At 41.1% G+C, this 24,441-nt stretch carries 21 protein-coding genes and 8 pseudogenes; 16 read left to right on the forward strand and 13 right to left on the reverse strand.

Annotated elements, in window-relative coordinates; all coding sequences use genetic code 11:
* Positions 1–7: 7 nt before the first annotated feature.
* Positions 8–373: pseudogene (locus tag GQR42_RS24535) on the forward strand (alpha-ketoglutarate-dependent dioxygenase AlkB); the annotation flags it as partial.
* Complete coding sequence (locus tag GQR42_RS24540) at positions 373–525, forward strand: HAD hydrolase-like protein (RefSeq protein WP_257792654.1); 153 nt, start codon at positions 373–375, stop codon at positions 523–525. The pseudogene GQR42_RS24535 and the gene GQR42_RS24540, both read left to right, overlap by 1 nt.
* Before the next feature lie 47 nt (positions 526–572).
* Here the strand turns inward: GQR42_RS24540 and GQR42_RS24545 are convergent, their stop codons facing one another.
* Both GQR42_RS24545 and GQR42_RS24550 read right to left on the reverse strand, forming a co-directional pair.
* Positions 573–818 (reverse strand): hypothetical protein, encoded by a 246-nt coding sequence (locus GQR42_RS24545; protein WP_158201978.1) that lies wholly within the window; start codon positions 816–818, stop codon positions 573–575.
* Positions 819–1,256: 438 nt separating this feature from the next.
* Complete coding sequence (locus GQR42_RS24550) at positions 1,257–1,466, reverse strand: hypothetical protein (RefSeq protein ID WP_158201979.1); 210 nt, start codon at positions 1,464–1,466, stop codon at positions 1,257–1,259.
* 194 nt (positions 1,467–1,660) lie between these two features.
* On the opposite strand from GQR42_RS24550, the gene GQR42_RS24555 reads away from it, so the two are divergent.
* On the forward strand, positions 1,661–2,080 hold the full coding sequence (locus GQR42_RS24555) for a hypothetical protein (protein ID WP_158201980.1): 420 nt from the start codon (positions 1,661–1,663) through the stop codon (positions 2,078–2,080).
* Positions 2,081–2,149: 69 nt separating this feature from the next.
* Positions 2,150–2,833 (forward strand): hypothetical protein, encoded by a 684-nt coding sequence (locus GQR42_RS24560; protein WP_199273235.1) that lies wholly within the window; start codon positions 2,150–2,152, stop codon positions 2,831–2,833.
* A 159-nt stretch (positions 2,834–2,992) separates the two neighbouring features.
* On the opposite strand, the gene GQR42_RS24565 is transcribed toward GQR42_RS24560, so the two are convergent.
* From GQR42_RS24565 to tnpA, 3 genes are all read right to left on the reverse strand, one after another.
* Positions 2,993–3,619, reverse strand: coding sequence for a hypothetical protein (locus tag GQR42_RS24565; RefSeq protein WP_158201981.1), 627 nt, complete (start codon positions 3,617–3,619; stop codon positions 2,993–2,995).
* Between the two features lie 539 nt (positions 3,620–4,158).
* On the reverse strand, positions 4,159–4,788 hold the full coding sequence (locus tag GQR42_RS24570) for a hypothetical protein (protein ID WP_158201982.1): 630 nt from the start codon (positions 4,786–4,788) through the stop codon (positions 4,159–4,161).
* 78 nt (positions 4,789–4,866) lie between these two features.
* Positions 4,867–5,277, reverse strand: coding sequence for an IS200/IS605 family transposase (tnpA, locus tag GQR42_RS24575; protein WP_158201983.1), 411 nt, complete (start codon positions 5,275–5,277; stop codon positions 4,867–4,869).
* A gap of 78 nt (positions 5,278–5,355) precedes the next feature.
* Here tnpA and GQR42_RS24580 point away from each other — a divergent pair, with 78 nt between their 5' ends.
* The 5 genes from GQR42_RS24580 (at position 5,356) to GQR42_RS24600 (ending at position 8,935) form a co-directional block, all read left to right on the forward strand.
* Positions 5,356–6,651, forward strand: a complete 1,296-nt coding sequence (locus GQR42_RS24580) for an RNA-guided endonuclease InsQ/TnpB family protein (protein ID WP_158201984.1) — start codon at positions 5,356–5,358, stop codon at positions 6,649–6,651.
* A gap of 85 nt (positions 6,652–6,736) precedes the next feature.
* A complete protein-coding gene (locus GQR42_RS24585; protein WP_158201985.1) occupies positions 6,737–7,036 on the forward strand; it encodes a hypothetical protein in 300 nt (99 codons plus the stop codon).
* A gap of 39 nt (positions 7,037–7,075) precedes the next feature.
* Complete coding sequence (locus GQR42_RS24590; protein WP_158201986.1) at positions 7,076–7,468, forward strand: hypothetical protein; 393 nt, start codon at positions 7,076–7,078, stop codon at positions 7,466–7,468.
* 139 nt (positions 7,469–7,607) lie between these two features.
* On the forward strand, positions 7,608–7,868 hold the full coding sequence (locus tag GQR42_RS24595; protein ID WP_158201987.1) for a hypothetical protein: 261 nt from the start codon (positions 7,608–7,610) through the stop codon (positions 7,866–7,868).
* Positions 7,865–8,935: an IS630 family transposase gene (locus tag GQR42_RS24600; RefSeq protein ID WP_158201988.1), complete on the forward strand. Its 1,071-nt coding sequence runs from the start codon at positions 7,865–7,867 to the stop codon at positions 8,933–8,935. Before GQR42_RS24595 ends, GQR42_RS24600 begins: the two co-directional genes overlap by 4 nt.
* Positions 8,936–8,957: 22 nt before the next feature.
* Here the strand turns inward: GQR42_RS24600 and GQR42_RS24605 are convergent.
* A pseudogene (locus GQR42_RS24605) lies at positions 8,958–9,953 on the reverse strand (MFS transporter); the annotation flags it as partial.
* A 139-nt stretch (positions 9,954–10,092) separates the two neighbouring features.
* Between GQR42_RS24605 and GQR42_RS24610 the strand changes: the two are divergent.
* The 3 genes from GQR42_RS24610 to GQR42_RS28020 are packed head-to-tail and all read left to right on the forward strand — an operon-like array spanning position 10,093 to position 11,856.
* Entirely contained in the window at positions 10,093–11,019 is a 927-nt protein-coding gene (locus tag GQR42_RS24610; protein ID WP_158201989.1) for a chromate resistance protein ChrB domain-containing protein, read from the forward strand.
* Between the two features lie 48 nt (positions 11,020–11,067).
* On the forward strand, positions 11,068–11,394 hold the full coding sequence (locus GQR42_RS28015; protein WP_199273236.1) for a chromate transporter: 327 nt from the start codon (positions 11,068–11,070) through the stop codon (positions 11,392–11,394).
* Positions 11,395–11,424: 30 nt separating this feature from the next.
* A complete protein-coding gene (locus GQR42_RS28020; protein ID WP_199273237.1) occupies positions 11,425–11,856 on the forward strand; it encodes a hypothetical protein in 432 nt (143 codons plus the stop codon).
* Here GQR42_RS28020 and GQR42_RS24620 read toward each other — a convergent pair.
* From GQR42_RS24620 to GQR42_RS24630, 3 pseudogenes are all read right to left on the reverse strand, one after another.
* Positions 11,843–11,995, reverse strand: a pseudogene (locus GQR42_RS24620) (IS630 family transposase); the annotation flags it as partial. The gene GQR42_RS28020 and the pseudogene GQR42_RS24620 sit on opposite strands and share 14 nt — an antisense overlap.
* 68 nt (positions 11,996–12,063) lie before the next feature.
* A pseudogene (locus tag GQR42_RS24625) lies at positions 12,064–13,082 on the reverse strand (IS4 family transposase).
* 33 nt (positions 13,083–13,115) lie between these two features.
* A pseudogene (locus GQR42_RS24630) lies at positions 13,116–13,299 on the reverse strand (hypothetical protein); the annotation flags it as partial.
* Between GQR42_RS24630 and GQR42_RS24635 the strand changes: the two are divergent.
* Positions 13,290–13,469, forward strand: a pseudogene (locus GQR42_RS24635) (IS4 family transposase); the annotation flags it as partial. The pseudogenes GQR42_RS24630 and GQR42_RS24635 overlap by 10 nt on opposite strands.
* 155 nt (positions 13,470–13,624) lie before the next feature.
* Here the strand turns inward: GQR42_RS24635 and GQR42_RS24640 are convergent.
* A complete protein-coding gene (locus GQR42_RS24640; RefSeq protein ID WP_158201990.1) occupies positions 13,625–14,083 on the reverse strand; it encodes a hypothetical protein in 459 nt (152 codons plus the stop codon).
* 1,112 nt (positions 14,084–15,195) lie between these two features.
* Positions 15,196–16,444, reverse strand: a pseudogene (locus GQR42_RS24645) (ISNCY family transposase).
* Positions 16,445–16,831: 387 nt separating this feature from the next.
* Between GQR42_RS24645 and ltrA the strand changes: the two are divergent.
* Both ltrA and GQR42_RS29235 read left to right on the forward strand, forming a co-directional pair.
* Complete coding sequence (gene ltrA, locus GQR42_RS24650) at positions 16,832–18,601, forward strand: group II intron reverse transcriptase/maturase (RefSeq protein ID WP_233271429.1); 1,770 nt, start codon at positions 16,832–16,834, stop codon at positions 18,599–18,601.
* 625 nt (positions 18,602–19,226) lie between these two features.
* Complete coding sequence (locus tag GQR42_RS29235; protein ID WP_233271161.1) at positions 19,227–20,318, forward strand: DEAD/DEAH box helicase family protein; 1,092 nt, start codon at positions 19,227–19,229, stop codon at positions 20,316–20,318.
* Positions 20,319–20,469: 151 nt separating this feature from the next.
* Here the strand turns inward: GQR42_RS29235 and GQR42_RS24660 are convergent.
* Positions 20,470–21,309: pseudogene (locus GQR42_RS24660) on the reverse strand (IS5 family transposase).
* Positions 21,310–21,590: 281 nt separating this feature from the next.
* Positions 21,591–22,424, reverse strand: coding sequence for an acyl-CoA desaturase (locus GQR42_RS24665; protein ID WP_158201992.1), 834 nt, complete (start codon positions 22,422–22,424; stop codon positions 21,591–21,593).
* 119 nt (positions 22,425–22,543) lie between these two features.
* Here GQR42_RS24665 and GQR42_RS24670 point away from each other — a divergent pair, with 119 nt between their 5' ends.
* On the forward strand, positions 22,544–23,767 hold the full coding sequence (locus tag GQR42_RS24670; protein WP_158201993.1) for a methionine gamma-lyase family protein: 1,224 nt from the start codon (positions 22,544–22,546) through the stop codon (positions 23,765–23,767).
* The last annotated feature ends 674 nt before the right edge of the window (positions 23,768–24,441 follow it).

A 24,441-nucleotide genomic window follows, 5' to 3' on the forward strand; every position in this document is an offset into this window, starting at 1 on the left:
CCAGAAGAGCCCGCCTTTTCCCCCTAGCCTCGATAAAATTATTAAAATTCTTAAGCAAAAAGAAGCAATACCAAATAATTATCGGCCAGAAACTTGCCTAATTAATAAATATTTAGAAAATAGCAGATTGGGCCTGCACCAAGATAATACCGAGAAAAATCTAAAAGCTCCGATTATCTCTATCTCCCTAGGGGCCACAGGAATTTTTCAGATAGGAGGATTTACTCGGAGCGATCCGATTAAAGAAATAAATCTCGAATCGGGAACTATCCTAATCCTATCAGGAGAAGATCGAATGAGATTTCATGGATTAAAAAAAATCACCAACGGACAAAAAAGAATTAATTTAACAATCCGACAAATTTATTTCTAATTTACTCCGCATCTTTAAAATCTTTTAAAAATCCATCAAAAGCTTTAATGGTGGGCGATCGATTAGAAGATGAAAAAGCCGCAAAAAATGCAGGGATCGACTTCTTAAGTGCCGATATTTGGAGATTTAGCCCAACCGATCGCGAATTTTAAGAAGAAAAAATCTCGCAAGTCCCCACTGCTCACGGTGGGGATTTTTGCTAGGGATTAGTGGACAAATAAAGAGCAATCGCCTCATCAAGAATAGCCGCAATGCTTTTTCCTTCTCTCTCGGCCTTAGCCCGGATAAGCGGATCATGCTCCTTGAGAAGCCGCAGGGCGATCATCTTACTCGATCGAAGCCCAGGATATTGATTAACCCCCTTCGGATTATTTACCGTACCTTTTGGCGCTCCTTTGCCAGCCATTACTTCACCTAAAAACTTTAATCTAATCCATGATAACACGGTTTAAAAAAAATTATTATTCCCCGTTAGCATGGCATAATAATTATAGAACCTATTTGGTATCTCTCTTGTGACGCTTCACGGGTAAGAATTACAGGCATTTTGGCTAATTCGCTCTAATTCATACTGGGCAAGGATTTTGGGAAAGATACCAAATGGACTCTATAGACCGTGACCAGGGGAATACCATTAGCGATCGCTGTCTCTTTGTCGGCGGCATTGAGAATTTTCCCTACTTTCCCCATCTCTTTATTATTTAATCTCTAGTCTGTCCTAACAGATAAAAGTTTTTTATCTTCAATAATTGATATTTTATCATTAATTGGAGAAAGACCAGATCGAGCGAATTAGTTCGCAAGGGAAGATCACAGAAAGAGAAGCGTCCAAAGAAAAAAAGCTAAAGCCCCCCGTGTAGCTTCCATGATTCGGATAAGACTTTTATTTTTCGCAGTTGTCGGGATGCTCTAACTCTTGCAAAAAAGAGGCGATCACCTCTCTAACTTTTTCCTGCCAGTTATCGATCTTTTTCAGCTTGGCATATTGAGAGGGCGGCAGCCTTAACGTTAACTTGGCCGTGCAAGGCTCGTCCCTATCGGTAGAGAACCTATGTTCTACTAAATCGGGGTTGCCCCCTGGTCTTCCTCTCATCTTCTTTTTTACTATTCTCGGCCTTAGTCTAACATGACGACACGCTATAAAGTTTTGTAAACTTTAGGCAAAAGTCTTACTTATAGCATGACGACACGCTATAATAGAATTATCGAGTTAAGAAACTCGAATCAAACGGGGGAGGACAACGGCGAAATTGCATCCCCCGACGCTCACCAAATTGAGGTAATGACATGATAGCAGAAGAGATCAAGAGTTCACCCAATGGTAATTTCAAACTTTACCAACTTTGCAAAAATGTGGTGATCTGCCAGACCGCCACAGACCCGCACGGCTGGGGCAATGCCACGGAGGACGAGCCAGCCTTTATGGTCTATCTAGGTTGCAAAAAAGAGGAAGTCGAGGGTCACATCCGAACTTTCAATATTTTTTATCGCTGCTACTGGTGCGAAGTCCGCAAACCGAAATATTTAAAAGAATTTGAAGCCGAGATCAAGATTCGGGGAATGCAGCGCTATATCGATTCCCACGCTTTCGGACTCGATTACTTAGTCGAATCTCAAGCTGGCAAGCACGGCCAGATCATCCATTTCGATGAAATAGATTTCGATGAGTACAACTATCACACAACGGGCTATATGCCCAAGTGGTAAAACTTATTCCCCCACTTTGGGGGATTCTCAAACAATTTTAGTTCAAAGAAATGCAAGGAGAAAATCATCATGGCTACTAAGAAATCTCATCAATTTTCCGTCTTCGGCACGCGACCCGATAATGCTATTTGTTTACCCGATATCCCCTACTCGGTGCGGATCAATTGCAAAGATGGCGGGCTTTTTATCGGCGGATCGGAAGCGCAGCATCGCAAAACTAACCCCGACCAAAAGATAGATATCGGCATCATCAAAGTTTCCAAATTCTTCGGCAGTTTGGGCAAGATCGAAAATGTCCCCTGGATTCAATTATTCTACATCCCGGCCCCGAACGTTTCCCCCGAAATTCTGCCTAAAAATACGGTCTGTGTTTCCTACATTAAAAAGCAGTCGATTTCCAACCTTTTTAACAAGGTTCAGGAAGCGATGAACCACGGCGAACCAGGTATGGGCATCTTTACGATTGGCTTCAATCGGGAAGTAGCAGACAAAGGACCCTACTACAGCGTTAGTTTCGACTGGCGCGAACGGCAATCGGAAGAAGAAAAACAGCAACTAGGACTTATTAGCGACTTCGTGATCGCTTGCGGCAATCAGCTGATTGACTTAGAAGCAGCAACCGGCTCTTCTAGGTGTAATCATCCCTACCTAAGGGTACGCGCACCTAAAACGCTATTGACAATTAGCCAATTTTGTGAGGCATTTCAAGTGACGAAGGTTTTTGTTGATACGGCAGCTTGGTTCGTTAAGTGAGGGGAGAATCACTCGGACTAATGTAGCCCCTCTAAATGAAGAAAATCAAGAGCCTGTCCTACTGGATTACTACGGCAAACCTCCTGAACAGCAGGTCGATAAATATGAAGAAAATTATTGAATTTTATTTTATTTTGCTATTATGAAATGCTTTTGATGTCAACTCTTATCAGGGAATTTCTCTGTGAGAGTTTTGCCAAAATAATATTGACACCAAAACTCGGCAATTTCTGCGACTAAAGGAGCGGATTCAGAAGTTAGTCCACTGCCACAACTTGAGTTATAGCGTTCAGCATAATCTCTCGCCATTTGGTAACTCCAATAAGCATAATCTGAACTTGTCATACAGCGCAGGGCATCTTCAATTATTAAGGCATATTTGTTATTGATGACACGAATTGGTGTTGAAAATCTTATGTGTCTTTCCCAACCTTGAATTTGTTCTAGTTGGGTTAACAATTTATACAAATCTTGCCGTTTATCTGGAGTTGACTCTTCTAGGTAATCTTCCATTTTTTCAACAGCATGGTTAATTAGTTGGCAGTGTTCTGTCCAAGCTTCTTCTCCAAGAAAAGACCTGGTAGTTTGATTAGATTCCATCTGTTTGATTACCAATTTAGCTAGGTACAGCGCAAAATTAGCGGCGGCTTCCTCTTCTTGGCAAAGACTTTTGAGACTGGTGAGCCTTGTGACATTGAGGGCATATTTGGTTTGGTATAGTTCCCTCGCTGTCTCAGCCAATTTGCGAATTTTAGGAGTAATATTCTTATTAGTTTTAGTATCCATTATTCGTTTCTCATTATTTTTATCATACCTTCTTAACGGTTCTTCGTTACTTGGTATAGTTCGATCAGGGGGCATAAATCGACTAAATCCTTATCTGGCAAGAGATTTAATTGATTAGTTCGCTCTAGATAAAAAACAATTGACAAAAATCTCCAAATGCCTTTTTCTATAAGGGATGGAACCCTTATAACTCCCCTCCATTGCATAACACAAACTGAAGAACCTGTTACATTTGGTAAATCGAGGAGTTGATTAAAATTTATCCACATAACCCACCTCCTGTTCTGTATTAATATTATACCATCCTCACACACAACCTAGAAGAGCCGATTTTAAGGGTTTAGTGATTGAAAATTGGTTTCTCTAATCTGTAATTGTTCCGTGTTTCACCTTTCCCACCCCACAATGCTCCCCCAGAAAGATGATCGCCACGTCATCGATCGCTGCCTAACGATAAGATATTGTCCACTCCCCTCACTTAACGATTCGTTAAGTGAGAAATTCGTTAAGTAAGCAGCTCAAACTGGGTTAAGGTTCCGTTAGGGTGGGCAGTTCTCGATACTTTCTAACATTCGTTTGATGGCTCCATCGATGGTTGCCGTACCGACGCGATTTCGGTATCGTAGCAGCCGCTCCCAAGTAGCCTGTTCTAACCTGACATACCACTCACAGCCATTACCAGCCCTGTAATTCAGCCCTTCCCTGACCTGAAATTTAGCGGCCACATCGATGGTTTTTGGAGAAAGGAAGTCCGAAACTAACATTTCCCTGTTCCCATCCTCAAAAAGGATGATGGCCGCGTAGGGATTGGGCAACGCGGTTATCTCCCCCGTCTGTCCTTTTCTGGGATGCTCACCGGCAACGGTGACAAAATTTCCCACGGTCAACCGAGTAGATTTAACCGACCCATCCTCACTTAACGAATTTTCCGTTAACGTCCCGTCTTCAGGGGATATTTCACTTAACGATTTTCGATGCCGACCGATGTTAGTGGTGTCCATGGTCGAGATAGTCCCGTGTTTGGTCTGATAAATTCTTTGTCTCTCACTTAACGATTCGTTAAGTGAGAGACGTAAACGATTGACCAGATCGGCGGAAACAAAACATAATTTGGCAATATGGTTGTTACTGTAGCGTGACCATTCCCCGTCCCGCAAGAGCATCAACACGAAAAAAGACGGGAGCTTGGTAGCCCCGTCGTTTCAACACGGGGCGGAAAAGCGACGCGAGCGGATTTATCCGCCGTCCTAATGTCTGTCATGATGTGGGTCATTAATATAAGCCATTACTTTTGCTGTACTAACTTTACCAGAAGTGTCATAAAAATAGCTTTTTGTCCAAAGAGAGGGTAGTTTTGTTAATTCTGGAAATTCTTCTCTTAGCATTCTTGAACTTCTTCCTTTAAAAGCCTTGACCACTTCAGATATAGCTGTTTTCTCATCATATTCTACTAACAAGTGAACATGATCTGGGGCTATCTCTTTAGCCTTAATAATCCAACCTTTATCAGATGCAACCGATTCCAAGATTGTTGCTAATCTTAGTTTAATGTCGCCCCTTAGCACTGGCTTACGACGTTTGGGAATCCAAACTAAGTGAATAGTTGCAAGCCCTACCGAATGGTTGTTGTGTCTAGAGCCAAACGAATCTTTTCTCATATATACTGGTTGATAGCTTGACAGTAGACAACCAATAGGTTAACATGAATATTATTCCGTTAGCAGGAGTAAATTAAATTGTTTGGATGCCAGCAGGTTTTAATTAAAGCAGACAAAGAGACAAGATCAATTATTGAATATCTAGGTCGTGAGTCGAATAGTTTATACAATTGTTCTGTTTATTATGCTCGTCAAATTTGGTTGAAGACGGGTAAGATTGTTACTGGATTTGCTCTGACAAAAGAAATGAAGTTTAATCCTCACTTTAAGGCTGGATATGCTTCGTCAATGCAGCAAACTTGCTTAAATGTTGGTGAATCCTTTAAATCTTTTAAGAAACTTTTAAAAAAGTCTATTAAAGGAGAGTTAAATCAAAAGCCTAATGTGCCGAAGTATCGTAAAAGCGGAGGATTGTTTACGGTTACTTATCCTAAAAAATGGTTAAAGTTAATCGAGGGCAAAATAAGGTTCCCTCTAGGAGAGCAAGTTAGAGCGTGGTTTGGATTAACAGAATTTTTTCTGCCTTTTCCTGTTAATTTAAAATGGGAATTAATTAAAGAAGTCAGAATAGTTCCTAGAAATACTTGTCTTTATGCAGAATTTGTTGATCAACAAATACATTGTGAACTCAAAGAGGGGCGAAGCCTACCGACGCATCTTGACTCAACCAAGGTACTAGGGATAGATCACGGATTAAATAATTGGTTAACTTGTGTTTCTAATATTGAAACCAGCTTTATTATTGATGGAAAACATCTTAAATCGGTTAACCAATGGTACAACAAACAAATAGCGACATTGAAAGAAGGAAAACCTAAAGGATTTTGGTCAAGAACTTTAGCTCATGTCACCGAAAAACGTAATCAACAAATGAGAGATGCCGTTAATAAAGCAGCCAGAATAGTAATCAATCATTGTTTTATCCATGGTATTGGTACTATTGTTTTTGGCTGGAATCAAGGTCAGAAAAACGAGTCAAATATGGGGGCGAAAAATAATCAAAAGTTTGTACAAATTCCCACAGCTAAACTTAAGGAAAGAATTGTTCAACTTGGCGAACAATACGACATTAAGTTTGTTGAGACGGAAGAAAGTTATACCTCAAAAGCTTCTTTTTTGGACAATGATGAGCTACCTAAATATGGTGAAAAACCCGACGGGTGGCAGTCTTCAGGAAAACGAATTAAGCGCGGTTTATATCGTACTGCTGATAATTGGTTAGTCAATGCCGATTGTAACGGCGGCGCAAATATTCTAAGAAAAGTAAAGACAATGCTTAAATTAGATTTGAGCAGAGTTACTAGAGGCATCTTGACAATGCCCATCAGAATTAGATTTTGGTCTAATTCTGTGCTAGAATCTGCGTCGCTTTAGCGCGCAGAGTGTCAACTCCGAGATTTCCCCTAAGAAAAAAACGGTCAACCCCGTCACATCTTCAGAAATTTTCTTAGGGGAAAATTTGGGACAGAACGATCGCATCTCTGAAATTTCTCCTAAGAAAAATCCGAGTGGTTCCCTATATGCCTTCATCCAAGACAAGAAGGATCGATACGGTAACGTGAAAGCTTATCCAAAAGTTGAGGGCGAGCGTTCGACTGTCAATCCCGATCATTGGTTTTGGGCTTACTGTTGGGACGAGAAGGTTAACGGTAAATGGAAAACCTTCAAACGGTCAGTCCCCCGTGAGAAGCTGTCAAAGGTGCGAATGGCGATCGATGCTAATCAACCCGTTTCAGAAATCCTGAAAATTATTGGTTAAGGTTCCGCACAACGACCGCCAGTCCCCGCATCCTCTACCTTGATTCTCTCTAAAATACCTTTACTAGGGGATACAGATGTATCTTCAACCAGTACAAAATTATCCCCTGGTAAAGAGGATGTCGAGAACAAACGTCCGCGCCGTCGTAGGGGGGAGGGTTCGGGTTATTTCATCACCACTTATTCTCAAAAGGCGAAGTACGGGCGCAAATATCTCCAGATTTTCTATCAAGTCGAATTCGGTAAGCGCAAGCGATCGATCTACCTTGCACCTGAAAAGGTAGATCGGATTCGAGAACTCGATCGCATGGGCAGACCGATCGAGGAAATTCTAGAAGCGATCGATTTCCCCAAAGCGCGGGAGGTTTTAGAGGAATACCAGCAGTTTTTACGAAACAAATCGGTAATCAATCCAAGTAATAGGAGCTTATAAGATGACAGAAGTTTCTCAGCGAGATTTTATCAAGAAGATCAACCAACTTACCCGCAAATCTAGTTTTTATTAACGTTTCAACGAATGCCGCTATAGCCATGTCAAGGGCTACATCGACCACGACGACGTTATTTTCTCTATGGCTCGTTTGCTGACGAGTTATCAGTGTTATGATGCCGATATTTTCGAGATGGATTTCACTCACCGCACTTCTTTGATTATTCTCGATCGAGCTTATCAAAAAGGTTTCGGTTCCTATTGGTTGAGCGAGTCTCTTTTTGATGCTTTCTGCAATAGTCAACTACCCAATACGGTCGGGCAGCTCAAACAGGTAATACCATTTTTCAAAAAGTATGTCATACTTGGTAAAGGTATAGTTTGTGTGGTAAAAAGGCAATGAGTGGAGTCCCTAATATTAATGTTGCTGAGTCAGTAGAAGAATTAAAATCCTTGTTGAAGCAACAAGTAACCTCTTTAAACTTTGCTAAAGTACAATCCCTGTATCTACTAAAAATTAAGGAGGTAGAAACGGTTCGTCATCTCGCCGTGTTAATAGGACGCTCAGAAAGAACTATTCATCGCTGGTTAAGTTGTTATCGAGAAGGAGGAATAGAAAATCTCTTGTCAGAACCAGAAAAACTGGGAAGACCCAAAAAGATTTCAGTGGAAGAAGCCGCTCTAATTCAGAATGAATTAAAAGACCCAGAAGGATTTCAAAGTTATAAAGAAATTCATTTTTGGGTATCAATTATTTTAGAAATACCCACCAGTTATAGAACTGTTTACCGTCTCGTAAGAAATGAATTACAAGCTAAATTAAAAGTGGCTCGACCTCAAAATTTAAAACAATTACCAGGAGAAGTAAAAATATTCCAAAATAATCTATATGAACAGCTACAAGCTTTACTAGAAAAGGAATCTGAAAAAGTTAGTCAATATTTAAAAGTCCGCTTCTGCTGTCCAGATGAAAGTCGCTTTGGCTGTCCTACCATGGTCAGAAATAAAATAACAATTAAAGGCATAAAGCCCCTTGGTAATTTTCAGTATAATTTTCAATATCTCTGGCTCTATGGTTTAATAGAACCTCGAACAGGTAGCAGTTTTTTTTATGAATTCTCTCATTTAGATGGGGAATGTTTTAATCAATATTTAACGCTTTTTTCTCAAGCTTTTTCTGAGGAATTACATATTATTCAATTAGATAATGCTCCCGCACATACGGCGACCGACCTAGAAATACCTGATAATATTATCCTATTTTATCAACCTCCCTATTGTCCAGAAGTAAATCCAATTGAGAGAGTTTGGCTATATTTGAAAAACCTATTGGCCTGGGGCAATTTTAACTCCCTTGATAACTTAAGAAGTAAACTTTACCATCTTTTAAATTCTCTATCCAATGACACGCTCGGGTATTTGACGGGATGGTCTTGGATTTTAGAAGCTCTATGTCTGTCAGGAATTTAGAAAAATGGTATAAGGTTTGGGTGGGTACATTGACCAAGGTTTGACCGATACCGGCCCCAGCCCACAAGAGCAGTAATCCCTGGAGATTGACCATTGGGACGGGTAAAATTGTAAGGCTCATTAGCACAGCCCCAACCGTCGTTAAATGGGTTCGTTTTCCCTGTTGCTGAGTGTTGCCCAAACCGAGGGAAGCTACCGTCGCTCCCAACCCAAAAGCCGCCATTGGCCAACCATACTCCAGCTTACCCAGGTGTAAAACGCCTTGGACATAACCCACGGTATTCACTAAAATCCCTGCGCCCGCTAAGGAAACTACCAACTGCATTGCTAGGGCGTAACGAATCAGACGATCGCCGAAAAGACATTGGGTTCCTGTGCCGATGTCCCGTCGAATTTGGGCCAAGTTACGGACAGGCTGAGAGGTTGAATTAGCTAACAGTTTTCCTGGCAAGGTAAAAATCAAACCAGCGGCGAGCAAAAAAGTCAGAGCATCGCCCCAAAAGATCGTTTTTGTTCCCACCCAAGCGGCGAGACTCCCAGCTAATCCTGGCCCCAACACCCCCAACAGTTGATAGGTGGCACTAGAGAGGGCGATCGCCTGGGGATATTCATCATCCTTTGTCACCAGGGGAATGGTTGCGGTATAGGTTGGGGTAAAAAAGGCATTAAAGATATTGAGTCCCAGAACCAGTCCATAGATTTGCCAAGCCTGCGTGACCCCAGGAAATAAACAGACAATTCCCAGTCGTGCCAGATGGGTCATCACCATCATTTGCTTGCGGTCATAACGGTCGGCGATCGCCCCAGCAATGGGGGACAACAAGACAAACACCGTTACCCTCAAGGTTAAGGCCCCCGCCAGGATGCTCCCTGCCCCTTGACCCGCCAATTCAAAGGCTAATAGGGCCAATCCGACCCAAGTGAGTGCATCCCCCAGCAGATTAATGGTCTGGGCTAGGTATAACTGGGCAAATCGAGGGTTTCGCAAACAGTAAAAGATTGGTGGCAGTTTACCCATAGTGCTGATTGGGTTCACAAAATTAATTTCTATTTTATGCCCCCAGGGGGGATAAAGATCTAAGAAAAGGTTTTAGTAACAAAAGTTGCTTTTTAAAGCAACTTTTGTTACACTAAATTTCAGATTTCTGAGTTCCATCTTGAATTGGCTTGTTTTTACTTACTCCCTGTCATCCCAGTCGTCCTCCAGTCCACGAGTAACGCTGTGGCGAAGGTTGCGGCGGCTTGGGGCCATTCCCTTAAGTGGCGTACAGGTCTTACCCGATCACATTAATTGTCTCGAATCATTACAATGGCTGGCTCAAGAAGTACGAGAAGCCAAAGGAGAAGCTGTAATCATGCAGGTAGAACAGTTTGATGGCATCAGTCAGGAAAGCCTGATCAATAAATTTCGAGAAATTCGCCGAGAAGACTATGCCGAACTGGCTAGAAAAATTAGTGAATTAGAAAACAATATTAGTGTCAAAGACTTAAATCAGGATTATTCTTCCATTCGTGAAACCCTAGAAAAACTCTACAAACAATATGGTGAAATTCAAGGAATTGACTTTTTTGATTGTCCTGAGCAGGAACAAGTTTCTCTGCGCCTCAAGCAAGTAAGCCAAACTTTGCTCTCTTCAAGTCCGATGGTTTCTATTACTCCTCAAGATATTAATACTTATCGAAATGTCCAATGGGTTACTCGTCCACAACCGCACGTAGATCGTTTAGCTTGTGTTTGGCTTATCCGGCGATTTATTAATTCAGAGGCAACTATTAAATACAGTAAAAAAGCAAAAGTAGATGAAATTCCCTTTGACATGAACGTTGGCTATTTCCAACATCAAGGCAATCTTTGTACTTTTGAAGTAATGGTAAAATCCTTTGGAATCACGGAAGATACTGGTTTACAGAAGTTGGGAGAAATTGTCCATGAAATTGATCTCCGTGATGGATTATATTTACACCCACAAATCCCAGGAATTGATACTTTATTGCGGGGTTGGTTACTCGCTGGTTGGACTGATACTGTTTTAGAAAACTGTGGTCTCGCCCTCTTTGATGGTCTATATGCCGCTTGTCGTTGACCAATGGCTTGCTCAATTAATCATTAATTACCTTGATTTTCTCTCTCTATGGAAACACTTAAAACTTTAGAAACTGAGACCCGCCCCTATTCCCTCAAGCAATTAATGTATTACTTTTTGAAGTTAGGGACATTCGGTTTTGGTGGCCCCATTGCCTTAGTTGGCTATATGCACCGGGATCTAGTAGAAGAGAAACAATCTATTTCCGAAGCAAACTATCAGGAAGGATTAACTTTGGCCCAGGTCGCGCCTGGCCCCCTCGCCGCTCAATTAGGCTTTTACATGGGCTATGTTGATTACGGTATTCTAGGTTCTGCTTTAGTGGGACTTACTTTTGTTTTACCGTCATTTTTAATGGTGGTGATTTTAGGTTAGTTATACACCCTTTATGGTAGCTTGAGTTGGATGCAGGCGGTCTTTTATGGGGTGGGAGCGTCAGTCATCGGCATTATTGCCATTAGTGCCTATAAATTAACCAAAAAAACGGTGGGGAAAGACTGGCTACTCTGGGTCATCTATGGGGTCAATGCCGTAGTGACTATTATTACTAAATCGGAGAAAGTAGAACTCATTTTAGGTGCAGGCTTCTTAGTTTGGTTGATACAATCACCTCCAAAAAACTGGTTTAAGTCCAATAAAATGAATAGTTTTGCTGGCCTTTATATCTTGCCATTCTTAAACACGACTTCCGCCATCAATCCTGGATTACTAGGACAAATTTTTATCTTCTTTGCCACAGCCGGTTCTTTCGTTTTTGGTAGCGGTTTAGCAATTATTCCTTTTTTGTATGGTGGAGTCGTTAAGGATTTTCAATGGCTATACTTTAGACGTTCATAATCTGAGATTTATTAAAATTCTGAAATCGTAGAGTCAGCAAGGAATCCAGTTCTTTTTTATGTTTCAGATGGGCATCATTCAGACATTCATAAATAGCTGAAGAAAAGTCAGAAAAGTTTTCATAATATTTACCATATAAACCAGAAACGTTGAATCTCGTAACAAAACTTTACATTTAAGAACATAACAACCCCAAAACGCCATTTTTCAAATTGAATAGACAATTTTCCTAAACCAGTGTACATAGCTGATATGTTGACACATAAAACTCTGTAAATAGCGTAGTTTATCTAATAAGCTTTTTCCAAAATCTTCCGCAATATCAATTAATTGCAAAATTAGGTAGGCGATAATACAGCTATAGATTTGTATCCGAATTCCATTTTCATTTTTGGTGATGAGATTGTCGAGTTTCAGGTGCATTTTCAAGAACTTCCATAGGAGTTCTATCTGCCATCTTTGTCGATACATTTCCCCGATTTCTTCATTACTTACCGCTCCTTTCCCTTCTAAAGGTAAATCCGTTGCTATCCGAAATTCAGTCCGACTTTCTAGGTCACAGAAAGCTACTACTCTTACCTCTACTTGCCTTTTTCCTTTTCCCAGTTTACACCGTCCATTTTCCAGCATTTCTAGAGTCATATTATTTTTAACTCTTAGAATAAAGTGTTTGTCTTTTTCTTCTAATAATTTTAGAATTCTCAGACGAGAAGCAAACCCTCGAGCCATCGCCCCCACTCCATTTACGGGGATCGCTGCTACCGTTTTCTCTCCTTATGAGCGAGTCATGACCTTGCCCGAAATGGCTCACGATTCCCTCTACGGTTGTCGTGATACTATTAAGACCCGAAAACAGCTGGACTTGATGCCATCCTTCCTCCCACAATAATTTACTCGTTAAGGTGATTATTGTTGAGTCAATGGGAAACATCGCTCGTGCGTCCGCCTTTCCTTTTTTGGCGATTAATCGTTTCGTTAACTCTTCGATTATTTTCTCGAATGGTTCACTTTCTCGGATTTTACTGGCTTTAGAAAATGTGGAGAGATTAAGGTTGATTCCTTGAAGAGTCATCCGCGTACATAAATCTCTCATACTGACGAGGCTTTTATCTAGAGCGAAACCTATCCAACTGGACACGAAGGTAAATGTACTAATCGCCCTCGTAGTCATTTTTGGGCAGTGGATTGAGAAGATCTTTTATGAGTTTTGAAAAATTTGTCATCAGGGCAAACTCACTATTGTGAGGGTAATAAGTTGTCTAGATTCTATCTATAATAGCATTTTTTGTCTCGCTTTTCTCAACGTTCAACACTTCTGCATTCAGACATTCATAAATAGCTGAAGAAAAGTCAGAAAAGTTCTCATAATATTTACCATATAAACATTTCTGTTTTGACAAATTTCCACAGCCTTTCAATTAAATTTAGATTAGGCGAATAAGACTGGCTTGTGGCTTCATCAGCTTCATCCAATTCCGCTCAAGAAACACGGTCGTCGTGCTAAGAGTCTTTTTCGCTTAGGTTTTAACCATCTTCGTCATCTGATTCTTAACCCTTCTTTGCCCAATTATCGCGATTTTCTTCATTCCCTACAATTTTTGTCCTGTACTTAGCCTTAAATAGGTTGCCTAACGGCTGAACGCATCGGCGGCAAACAAACTCGGCAATACCACTGCGACTCTCGACCGTCCGCTGCCGTGACGTGTTAGCTTGAGATCGCTAACATTAAGTGCCAATGAACTCTAAGGAAAGTTTTGTAGCATCTTATTTACATTAGACCTGGTGGAGCAAGCAGGATAGTCCGGTAAGCAATTGAAACAGTAATTCCATTAGCAAATACTAGACACCCAAAAGTTTTTGCTGTCCATCTGATCTTAAATATCCAAATTAGGCTCATCATCTCAATGGCTGCATTCAGCAGCGCAGCCAGAATGCAACTCACTATCCAAGTAACTGGATTGAATGTCCCCCAGTGAAATAGTGGATGGATCGTTATAGTTGCAATCAACTCCCAAGCAATGCCAGATAAAGGGATGCCAATAATACCTACGGCTGTAGAAATAAGGTTCATCACAAGAGTCATCAACCCTACTTTCCATATTTTTTCTTGAGTCAGCCATATTAAGCAGAGAAACTCGATCAGGAGACTAATTCCAACAATCCACCATGTGTTTATACGTTCAACCAGATACAAAGATGGCCAAATGACGTTTGCGAGAATCATCATTTCTATAGTTAACAGCTTGGCTCAATATTAATAATTATGCTTATAGCGTAATTCTTGGCCAAAAATTCATAGATGACCTCGAAGCACTGTCCCCACCAAAAGTATAGCAGCAAGCTAACTATATAATATACGGAAACGTGCGAAACGTTTAGGCATGAAACAAGGCTGAAATGCCCGAAATAACCGCCTAGTAAGGTCTTCAGTCCCCTGACTGAATCTAATAGGTCAACCTCGACCAACCTTATAACTGTTTATATGTCCCAACGTTTAGTATCACCCGATACCAAACTAGGCAAGGGAACTCAAGGTCAATACACTTTGTAACAATTATTTACAATTGCTACAAAGGTGAGAGTAACGGCGATAGCCACCCCCAGATTCAGAAGTCACGACTCTGAGACTGAAGCGGGGAACGGAAGGCTCCTAGATGTAACCTAACATCCGAACCGAGACCACTGCCAACCATCCATGATTAGGCGTGAGCCAAATGTCTGACCTGAACCATCGTAAATATTAAGCAGTGAAACAGGTTGACACACTGCGTTCAAAAGAATAAGGGGAATAGTAAGGAACTCTTACAATCACTTACACAGACCTTTAAAAGTACCCCGATGGAGAGGACAAATCTAAAGATGGAACGCCCATATAAACGGAACGTGATAAATCCTTTTAGGCTCTGAGTATCGGTCGAAATACTCAGTAGTGACAAGTGTAAGCGCAAGCCTTTAAGGGTGTGAGATGTAACCAAAAGCCAACGCCTGACAGTAATAGTCAGGATATGCTAACAGCAGCAATTCTCATTTTGAAAACAAAAGAAGATAAAGTTCTCTATGTGAACAAGAGAACTTCTGTCTAATTATCATTTTTTTTCAAGATAATCATCATAATTAGCTTCAAGAGACAGTTTTAAAATATCTGCCCATAAAAAACTTATCTCAACTCATAAATTTAGCTGAAATTCTGACCTAATTTGTGGTTTTTTCAATGAATAAAATAATCTTTCCTTCTCTCGAAAAATTGACATTTTTAACTAGAATTTATTTTTTTGAGCGGGACATATTCGGTAAGAATAAACAAGAAAAACTCTGACCAATTCTTAAACCAAAAATATTTTAATAAAGTACGAATATCATTAAAAAAACTGGTGCGAGTAACTAATAACTCACGAATCTTTTGATAAGTATGATTAACTAAATCTAAAACGGTATGAAATAAAAAAGCTAGTAAATTTAAAGACAACAAGAACTCGCATAAATGACTTTGACCATGACCAAAATTATGTTCTAAATTATAACCGTGATTTTTAAGAACGTTATTTCCTTCATTCTCAACTTTCCATCTGCTGCGTCCAGCTTTGACAATTTTTTCAACATTATTTTCAGTAATTTGATGATTGGTAATCCAATTATTTTGATAGATAATTTTCTGTGTTTTTTCATTAATGACCGTGACTTCACACCAATTAACTTCGAGACTTGACTCGACCTCTCTCAGAGGAACTTTAGAAACATAACGATAACGATAAATGAGATTCTTTCGTCCATCCCATTGTTTCTTTTCTACGGTTTTAACTTCTCCACTTTTTTCTAAAAATTCTAGCCATTCATATAAGGTTTTATGAGAAGTTTCAAGACAAACAAAAATAAAATTATAACCTTGTTTTAGAGCTAACTCACAGATAGGTTGGCGAGAGTATAAGTCATCTCCTAACAGGGTTACAGGATAACCATACTTCTTTTGATGATTCTTATCTAACCATCTTTTAACAGCCGCATTTTCACAATCTTGTTTTTGCTGCCCATCTTGTTTTTTAATAAATTCTGGTTCTAAATTAATCACTTGTTTTTGCTCAGGAGAAACCACAATTGGCGTGACGCAACCATGAAAATAAGTTGTCGTTCCATTACGATGATTGCGGCAATTACAATGGGGACAACTAATTTTCTTTGAAGAAAAATATTCCGTACCATCTAAAGCTATTAAAATTTCCTCATCTAAGTAGAAAATTTTTTTAATAACTCCCGGTTTTTTTAACCATTGATAGACTTGTTGAAAAGAGCCAAATATTGTGGCAGCTGGGATAGGATCTAACAGGTTTCTGATTTGATGATCACAAGGTATTTTTTTGATACCAAATAAACTTGAAGCATTATCTTTTCCCTTACTACTTTTCATCAAACGTTGATGCTCTAAAAAAGAAGGTGACTGAGTAAAAAAAACCGAAAAAGCCGCCTTAACTGCATCTTCTACCTGATATTTGGTATTGTTTCCTGGTTTTCTGTCATCGGGTAAGTCATGGAATTCTTGAACTAAAAATTGTATTAATTCAGGAATTTCTAAAGTCACAGCCTTTTTCGTCATCGCAGAACAGTTTGATTAATTAATATTTCCAACTTAATAATTTTACCTCAACAGACAACAATCATCAATTTTTATTTGGTTCTCTTTCTGATGTAGAGAACTTTTGTTCTAGATTTCTCCCATCTTTCAAATATTTTGAGTATAAATACTCTATATACTCACTTCTCTGCGATGCAGTCGCACTCGCGGGAGCGCATTTTGTAGCTTGCTTAAAGCTTTGTTTCTGTCTGTATCACTTGTTACTTTTTAAAATGAGAATTGCTGTGCTAACAGGTTAGGGTTTGTCTGTAAGGATAGAGTCTAGTAGGAGTCTATAGGACGAAAGCGAGAGAAGGTAAAGGATTCGGGAAACCGAAAACCACTAAGACTACGAATGTATGGAAGGCTATCCACTGGGCGAAAATCCAAAGATATGTTTTCAAGCTCCAAAAGAGAATATACCAAGCGGCTAAATCGGGACAGGATGCAAAGGTTAGAAAGTTGCAACGTCTATTAGTGAAATCATACTACGCTCGTCTATTAGCAGTACGCAAAGTAACCCAAGATAATCAAGGAAAGAAAACAGCAGGAGTCGATGGAGTGATAGCAGTATCCCCAGAACAAAGGCTAAATCTAACCGAAGAAATCAAGGGAACACTGAAAGCAAAACCGTTAAGAAGGGTGTGGATTCCTAAACCCGGTAGGGATGAAAAACGTCCACTAGGAATACCAACCACCAAAGATAGAGCTAGACAAGCGTTGGTTAAGTTGGCGCTTGAACCAGAATGGGAGTCAAAAATGGAAGGAACCAGCTATGGTTTCCGACCCGGAAGGTCTGCCCATGACGCAATATCAAGGATATACACCACCATTAATACAGGTAGCTACTTTGTATTAGATGCCGATATTGCCAAGTGTTTTGACCGAATTAATCACGACTTTTTACTGTCTAAAATTCACTGTCCAAGTTCCCTGAAAAGAGACATTAAACAATGGCTCAAAGCAGGAGTATTGGATAACGGCGCATTTGAAGAAACAGATACAGGGACACCCCAAGGAGGGGTAATAAGTCCACTACTAGCCAACATCGCACTGGATGGAATGGCAAGATTGACCGAAACACAATTCCCTAAAAGGAAGAATAGAAATCAAGCTGTTCTAATAAGATACGCCGATGATTTTGTAGTGATTTCACCATCACTAGAAATTATTGAACAGTGCCAAACTGCCATTTCCGAATGGTTAAAACCGATAGGATTAGAACTCAAACCAGAAAAAACCAGAGTGTGTCACACACTTAACCCCATTGAGTACAAGGGGAAAATAGAAGAACCCGGTTTTGATTTCTTAGGATTCAATATCAGACAATACCCAGCCGGAAAATACAAAGCAGGTAAAATAACGAAAGGAATACCTAAAACATTCCTAACCCACATTAAACCTAGCCAAAAAGCAGTTAAAGCCCACACAGAAGCGATTAAAGGTGTAATCAAGAAATACAAAACAACACCTCAATCAGCCCTGATTAGTCACTTAAACCCAATCATTAGAGGTTGGGCTAACTACTACTCAGGAGTAGTATCTATGGATACCTTCAATAAACTAGATTACACAATCTGGTTAATGTTAAGGGCATGGACAGTATCAAGATGCGGTAAAGCGAACTACAAAAAGCTGAGTAATTATTTTAGACCGGGAACAGTCAAACTCAGCGATGGGAAAGAAAGACACGAATCCTGGTTATTTCAAACCAAAGACGGGTTTCAATTATGGAAGCATAACTGGACTCCAATTGTCAGACATACCTTAGTACGCACCGACGCTTCACCTTACGACGGAAATTGGACTTACTGGGCGACCAGAAGAGGACAAGCAATCGACACACCTACAAGAGTAGCCAAACTACTTAAGAAGCAACAAGGCAAGTGTAGCCGATGTGGACAATACTTTACCCCCTCAGATTTAATTGAAGTTGACCACATTCACCCTATCAGCTTAGGCGGAAAGGATGAATACAAAAACCTTCAATTACTACACCGCCACTGTCACGATGATAAATCGGCAACTGATGGAAGCCTTAAATCATCTACATTAACATCATCAGAAGTTAGTGTAGATAATACAAGGTCAACCAAAAGAAGTCAAGTTGTATCCTTAACAAGGGAACAGTTAAACTAGGAGCCGTGTGAGGTGAAAGTCTCATGCACGGTTCTGAATGGGAGGGGAGGTCGGTGACGACCTTCTCGACCCCTAATTTTCCTTATATTACGCTAAATACGCACTTTTTCAAGAATCTTTCCGTATATTACAATCAAATGGAATGATCGCAGGAAGGTTTTCGTATATCACGCCCAAAAGCGTGTTAGCCAGATTAGCGTACTGTAAACAGCACTAATTGTTGTCTTTTTTTAGGGGTGATCGGCAACATTACTGTCAATTTACCCCTAGTTTTCTCTCTTGGCTTAGTCTGTAACCAATCTTTACAAAGCTGTAACTTGATCCCAGGGAATAAGTTAATCTAGCATTAGGCGATCGCTCCTCAGCAATTGAGAAAGTTTTCACAACGTCCAACGGTAGCAAGCAATTATTGTCCAGATCAGCGATCGCTGAATAATTGCCTCACGATTAGCATTGACGTTACCCCATCAAACCGACTCTATAGAGGCAGTGGGATTGATTTAGCGATCACTATCGAATATCCAAGAAAAAAAACACCTCACCTTAAGGGTGGTGAAGACGGGATCAATAATCAAAGCGGCTAGGCAATATACCATTAAAGAATCATCTCCCCGCAGTAAACACCATGCCAGTTAAAGGCCAAGCCAAGACAATAGGAATGCTAATTCCCACCCTTTTACAGGGGGATGTAGAGGGGTGGAAAAATACGGGCTGGGCCGGCGTTACCTCAACCACGGAGGAACTGCTCCGCTACTGGTTTGAAGAGGAACGGGAAGGTGCTAACTTTCACCCCTGCCAGCAACAGGCGATCGAAACGATCATCTACTGTCACGAAATTCTCGGCATCCAAAACCCCTACCAACTCTATCAAGAGTTCGCACCTGGACATCCCCGTGTGGCAGAAGCGGCACGATCAAAGACTTTACAGGATGAACTCGCTCCTATTACCTTCCCTAAATACTGTCTCAAAATGGCGACGGGAAGCGGTAAGACTTGGGTGCTTAATGCCCTGCTAGTGTGGCACTATTTCAACGCGCTCAACGATGAACGTCCCGGATTATTTACCCATCGCTTTCTCATCGTCACGCCGGGCAAAGAAGTCCAGAAAAGAATCCTAGATGCTGTCAAATTGGGCGGCGAAGCTGACATCAATAAACCCCTATTCATGCCCCCCGGTGTGCGCTGGCGCGATCGCTTCTATTTTGAGCTTTATGAACCGAGCGACTTCCGAGAAAACCTCACTCTCACCGATGACTCGTTTGTAGTGGTGACGAACTGGCAGCAGTTTCGCTTCGCTAAGGATGACCCGTCTCTCTGGGAAGATTTATTAGGGGAACGAGAAGAAACTCCCAAAGCGGAAATCATCGCCGACCTGCTCACCAAATATCCCGATATTTGTATCCTCAACGATGAAGCCCACCACGTCCATGCTGCCAAACGCCCCAATAAAGAGACGGGCAAAGATGAAGAGTTGATCTGGCGGCGATTCATGACATTTCTCCATCAACAACAGTCAGAACGCCATGCAGATAAGGATTATCGGGTATTTCAGCAGATAGATTTCAGTGCTACTCCCTTTTTCGGCAGCGGCGAGAATAAAGACTATTTTCCCCATATCGTCTATGACTATAACCTTGCCCAAGCTAGTGCCGATATGCTGGTTAAACAATTGTTCCTAGAACAGCGCCAGGGATATAATACCATTTTTCAAAAGTAATGACAGAGATGGTTATGCCTGGTGCATCTCAATTTTGTCGAAATATCCAGATGACATTTTGGGCGCACGCGGTGCGCCCCTACCATTGGCGAAATAATATTATTGTAGGGGCGAATTGCATTCGCCCTCTTTAGATCTCTTGCAAAAGTAATCAAGATATATCCTTTTGTCGGTAACGAAGTTCGTAATTGTAGATACCAGCAATCAAATTCAATCTCAGACCAAATCGCCGTCTGCGATTTCTGTATCTTGATGAAAGTATCCGAAATATTTTGAGACGACGATGAATATGTTCTATAACTATGCGCCGTTGTGATAACTGACGATTGGCTTTTTTTGGCTCTTTACTTAGTTTTTTTTTCTTTTTTTTATGAGGAATTTGACTGTTTTGATGGATTTTCTGAATTCCTTGATAGCCTTTATCCCCTAATATTTCTATTTCCTTATTTAACCTTATTTTGCTCTCTTTCCACAGTCGAAAATCATGGACTCTTCCTTTCTCACAACGGACACAGATTACCTGCTCGCTTTTTTGATCGGCAACGACTTGCGACTTTAATGTGTGGTATCCCTGCTTGCCACTATAGTATGATTTCTGTTTTTTTTTGGGTCTTTCTATCTCCTGTTCTGACACATCCACCACTATTATTTATATTTCACTATTACTTTCTAATAGGGCTTTTTTTCCGGGTAGATTAAACAGACCTGATTTGATGAGAATATTCTCTACTTTCCTAACAATTCTATACGCCGTTGATTCGTTAACACCCCAACTATTTCCCCGATGAAAATAGGTGCGATATTCTCGCCAATATTCTAATGTTATTAGTAGTTGGTCTTCCGTACTCAATTTGCTAGGCCTACCTGTCTTTTTTTGCCAAACTTTTTCTGCCTTTAGGACTGTTACCATATCCTTAAATGTATCTGGATACACGCCACACAAGCGTTTGAACTCTGTTGGCTTTAAAGTTTTTACTTGTTCGTAAGTCATCTTTCAATCTTAACTCTTGGACTATTTTATCCTATTTTGTCTAGACTTATGCAAGAGATCTTTTGAACAACTTCTGCTGCTCACCTTAAGTGAGAGAAAATCACCAATAGGATACCATTTTTCTTTATTCGCGTCACAACGAATGCAGGCTTGGCAAGCATTCGAGCGTGGATGTCTGTCATGGATTTAGAAATTTGGTATTAGATTTGGGTTAAGTCGCAGAAAAAATAACCGAACTTAAACTTAAGTTCGGCTAGATTTAATTTAACTACTGGACAAAACTAACTTTCTGTCGCCGTTGCCGTGGTGGGAGGCAACTTAATATTAGTAGCTAATCCCAGAATTTGCAGCAGACGAATGGTCATCCAAGTCAGATCAACCTCCCACCATTGTAGGCCATGACGGGCCGAATACTGATAGGCATGGTGATTATTGTGCCAACCTTCACCGAAAGTTAAGAGAGCAACCCACCAACAATTTTTAGAATTATCGTGGGATTCATGGCTAACATAACCGAATTTGTGGGTGGCGCTGTTGACAAACCAAGTGGAGTGGAAAACTAAGACCAAGCGAACAAAAATTCCCCAAATTACAAAGGGCCAACCACCCATAGCATAGAGAATTAAGCCTAAAACAATTTGGATAGGAACAAAATAATTTTGACAGAATTTATAGAAAGGATCGTCGGCGATATCTTGGGTAAAACGGGCAATTTCTTCGTCGGCAGGAATTTCGTGCAGCATCCAACCCATGTGACTCCACCAGAAACCTTTATTAGAATCGTGGGGATCGGGGGCAGTATCAGAATATTTATGATGAATACGATGTAAACCTATCCATGCGATCGCACCTCCCTGACAAGCGAGGGTCCCGCACAAAACCAGAAAGTATTCTAACCATTTGGGAGTCTTAAAACTCCGATGGGAAACCAAACGATGAAAACCGAGGGTAATTCCTAAACCCCCAGTAATCCAATAGAGAATCAATGTTACTCCCACAGCACCCCAGCTAAAATTGCCAGGCAAGAAGGCTAAAAGAGCCACTAAGTGGATAAAAGCCATGTAGAGGAGAGTCACCCAGTCAATGGGAAGTTTTTCGGAAGTCGCAACAGTCATTGAATAACCCAAAGGGAAACAACAGGAGACAGAGCATCATTGTCTTATCTGTCTCGATTTGACACAGGGGGAACTTTGACGCTCAATAAATAGTAACAAATATCACAGTCTATTGTTTTATGGATATCCCCTCTCTACTCCACAGGGCAGAAAAGGCCTTACTCCCCATCTTTTCGGAAATTGACGCACAGGTCAAGGAAAATCTCCGTCAAGTCCTCTGTGCTTTTCGTGAAAACCGCGTCGGGGTGCATCATTTTGCTAGTGTTAGTGGTTATGGTCATGATGACTTGGGACGGGATACTCTAGATCAAGTGTTCGCTCAAGTCCTGGGGGCCGAAAAGGCGGCGGTGCGGGTACAATTTGTTTCAGGAACCCATGCGATCGCCTGTGCCTTGTATGGGGTTCTCCGACCGGGGGATGAGATGTTAGCGGTAGCCGGTGCGCCCTACGATACCCTAGAGGAAGTAATTGGAATTAGGGGCAGTGGTCAAGGCTCTTTAAAGGATTTTGGCGTTAGTTATCGCCAATTAGAGCTAGATTCTACTGGTGCGATCGATTGGTTGGCTTTAGCAACGGCAGTTAAACCCCAAACCCGTTTAGTACATATTCAAAGGTCTTGCGGTTATTCGTGGCGATCGAGTTTGTCTATTGACGAAATCGAGAGAATTGTTCATATAGTTAAACAACAAAACCCGAATACGGTCTGTTTTGTCGATAATTGCTATGGAGAATTTATCAACACCCAAGAACCCACCGACGTGGGAGCAGATCTAATGGCCGGTTCTCTAATTAAAAATCCCGGAGGTACAATTGTCACGGCCGGGGGATACATAGCAGGTAAAGCGGAATTAGTGGAAATGGCCTGCTATCGTCTGACAGCACCTGGAATCGGTAGCGAGGGAGGGGCAACTTTTGACCAAAATCGTCTTCTTTATCAGGGATTGTTTCTAGCGCCGCAAATGGTGGGAGAAGCGATGAAAGGCAGTCATTTAATTGCCTATGTGGGGGATAAGTTGGGTTATCCAGTCAATCCCGCTCCTTTTGTGCCTCGACGCGATATCATTCAAGCGATTAAACTCGGTTCCCCCGATAAGCTGATTGCCTTCTGTAAAGCCATTCAAGCCTATTCTCCCATCGGTTCCTACTTGGATCCCATTCCTGCCCAAATGCCGGGCTATGAGAGCCAAGTAGTGATGGCTGGTGGCACGTTTATCGATGGTAGCACCTCGGAATTCTCCGCCGATGGACCCCTACGGGAACCCTATATCGTTTTTTGTCAGGGGGGAACCCATTGGACTCATATTTCCCTGGCCCTAGAACAAGCGATCGCTGCTTTATCTTGAATGGTTCCTCTCACCCTCCTTCTCTCCCTTAGTTAAAGTCGTCAGTCGTCAGTCGTCAGGGGAGCATCTCATTTATGTAAGTGAGTAATTATACTTAGGGTATGCTGAAAAAGTTTCTCGTGGGGGTAGGGTGTGGGGTGTGGGGTGTAGGGTGTAGGGTTTTACCAATTTTCATCTGGTCAATTACCTAATTTTCAGAGAAAAAGTCCCTGAATTTTCCCCCCGATCCCCGCAATGGCTGGCACTTTTTGAGGGTAAAAAAGTCTAAAAGTCCTATCCAACAAGGTTTTTAGATTTATTCAGCAGACCCTACTTATCCCTAAAACTGCTTTTTAGCAAGGCTTTCAAAATAGCTTGACATAAAAACCTGATTTAGGGGTTACAAAGGTGAGATGCTCCCAGTCGTCAGTCGTCAAGTCGTCAAGTCGTCATACCTTCTTTAAAAACTCAGTTATGGATTGTTTCTCCCCACCCTATACTTTTTAAACAGGATTTATACCAAATTTCTAAATCCATGACAGACATCCACGCTCGAATGCTTGCCAAGCCTGCATTCGTTGTGACGCGAATAAAGAAAAATGGTATCCTATTGGTGATTTTCTCTCACTTAAGGTGAGCAGCAGAAGTTGTTCAAAGAGGGCGAAGGCAATTCGCCCCTACAATAATATTATTTC

Origin of the sequence: Microcystis aeruginosa FD4, assembly GCF_009792235.1 — a bacterium.
Classification (GTDB): Bacteria; Cyanobacteriota; Cyanobacteriia; order Cyanobacteriales; family Microcystaceae; genus Microcystis; species Microcystis viridis.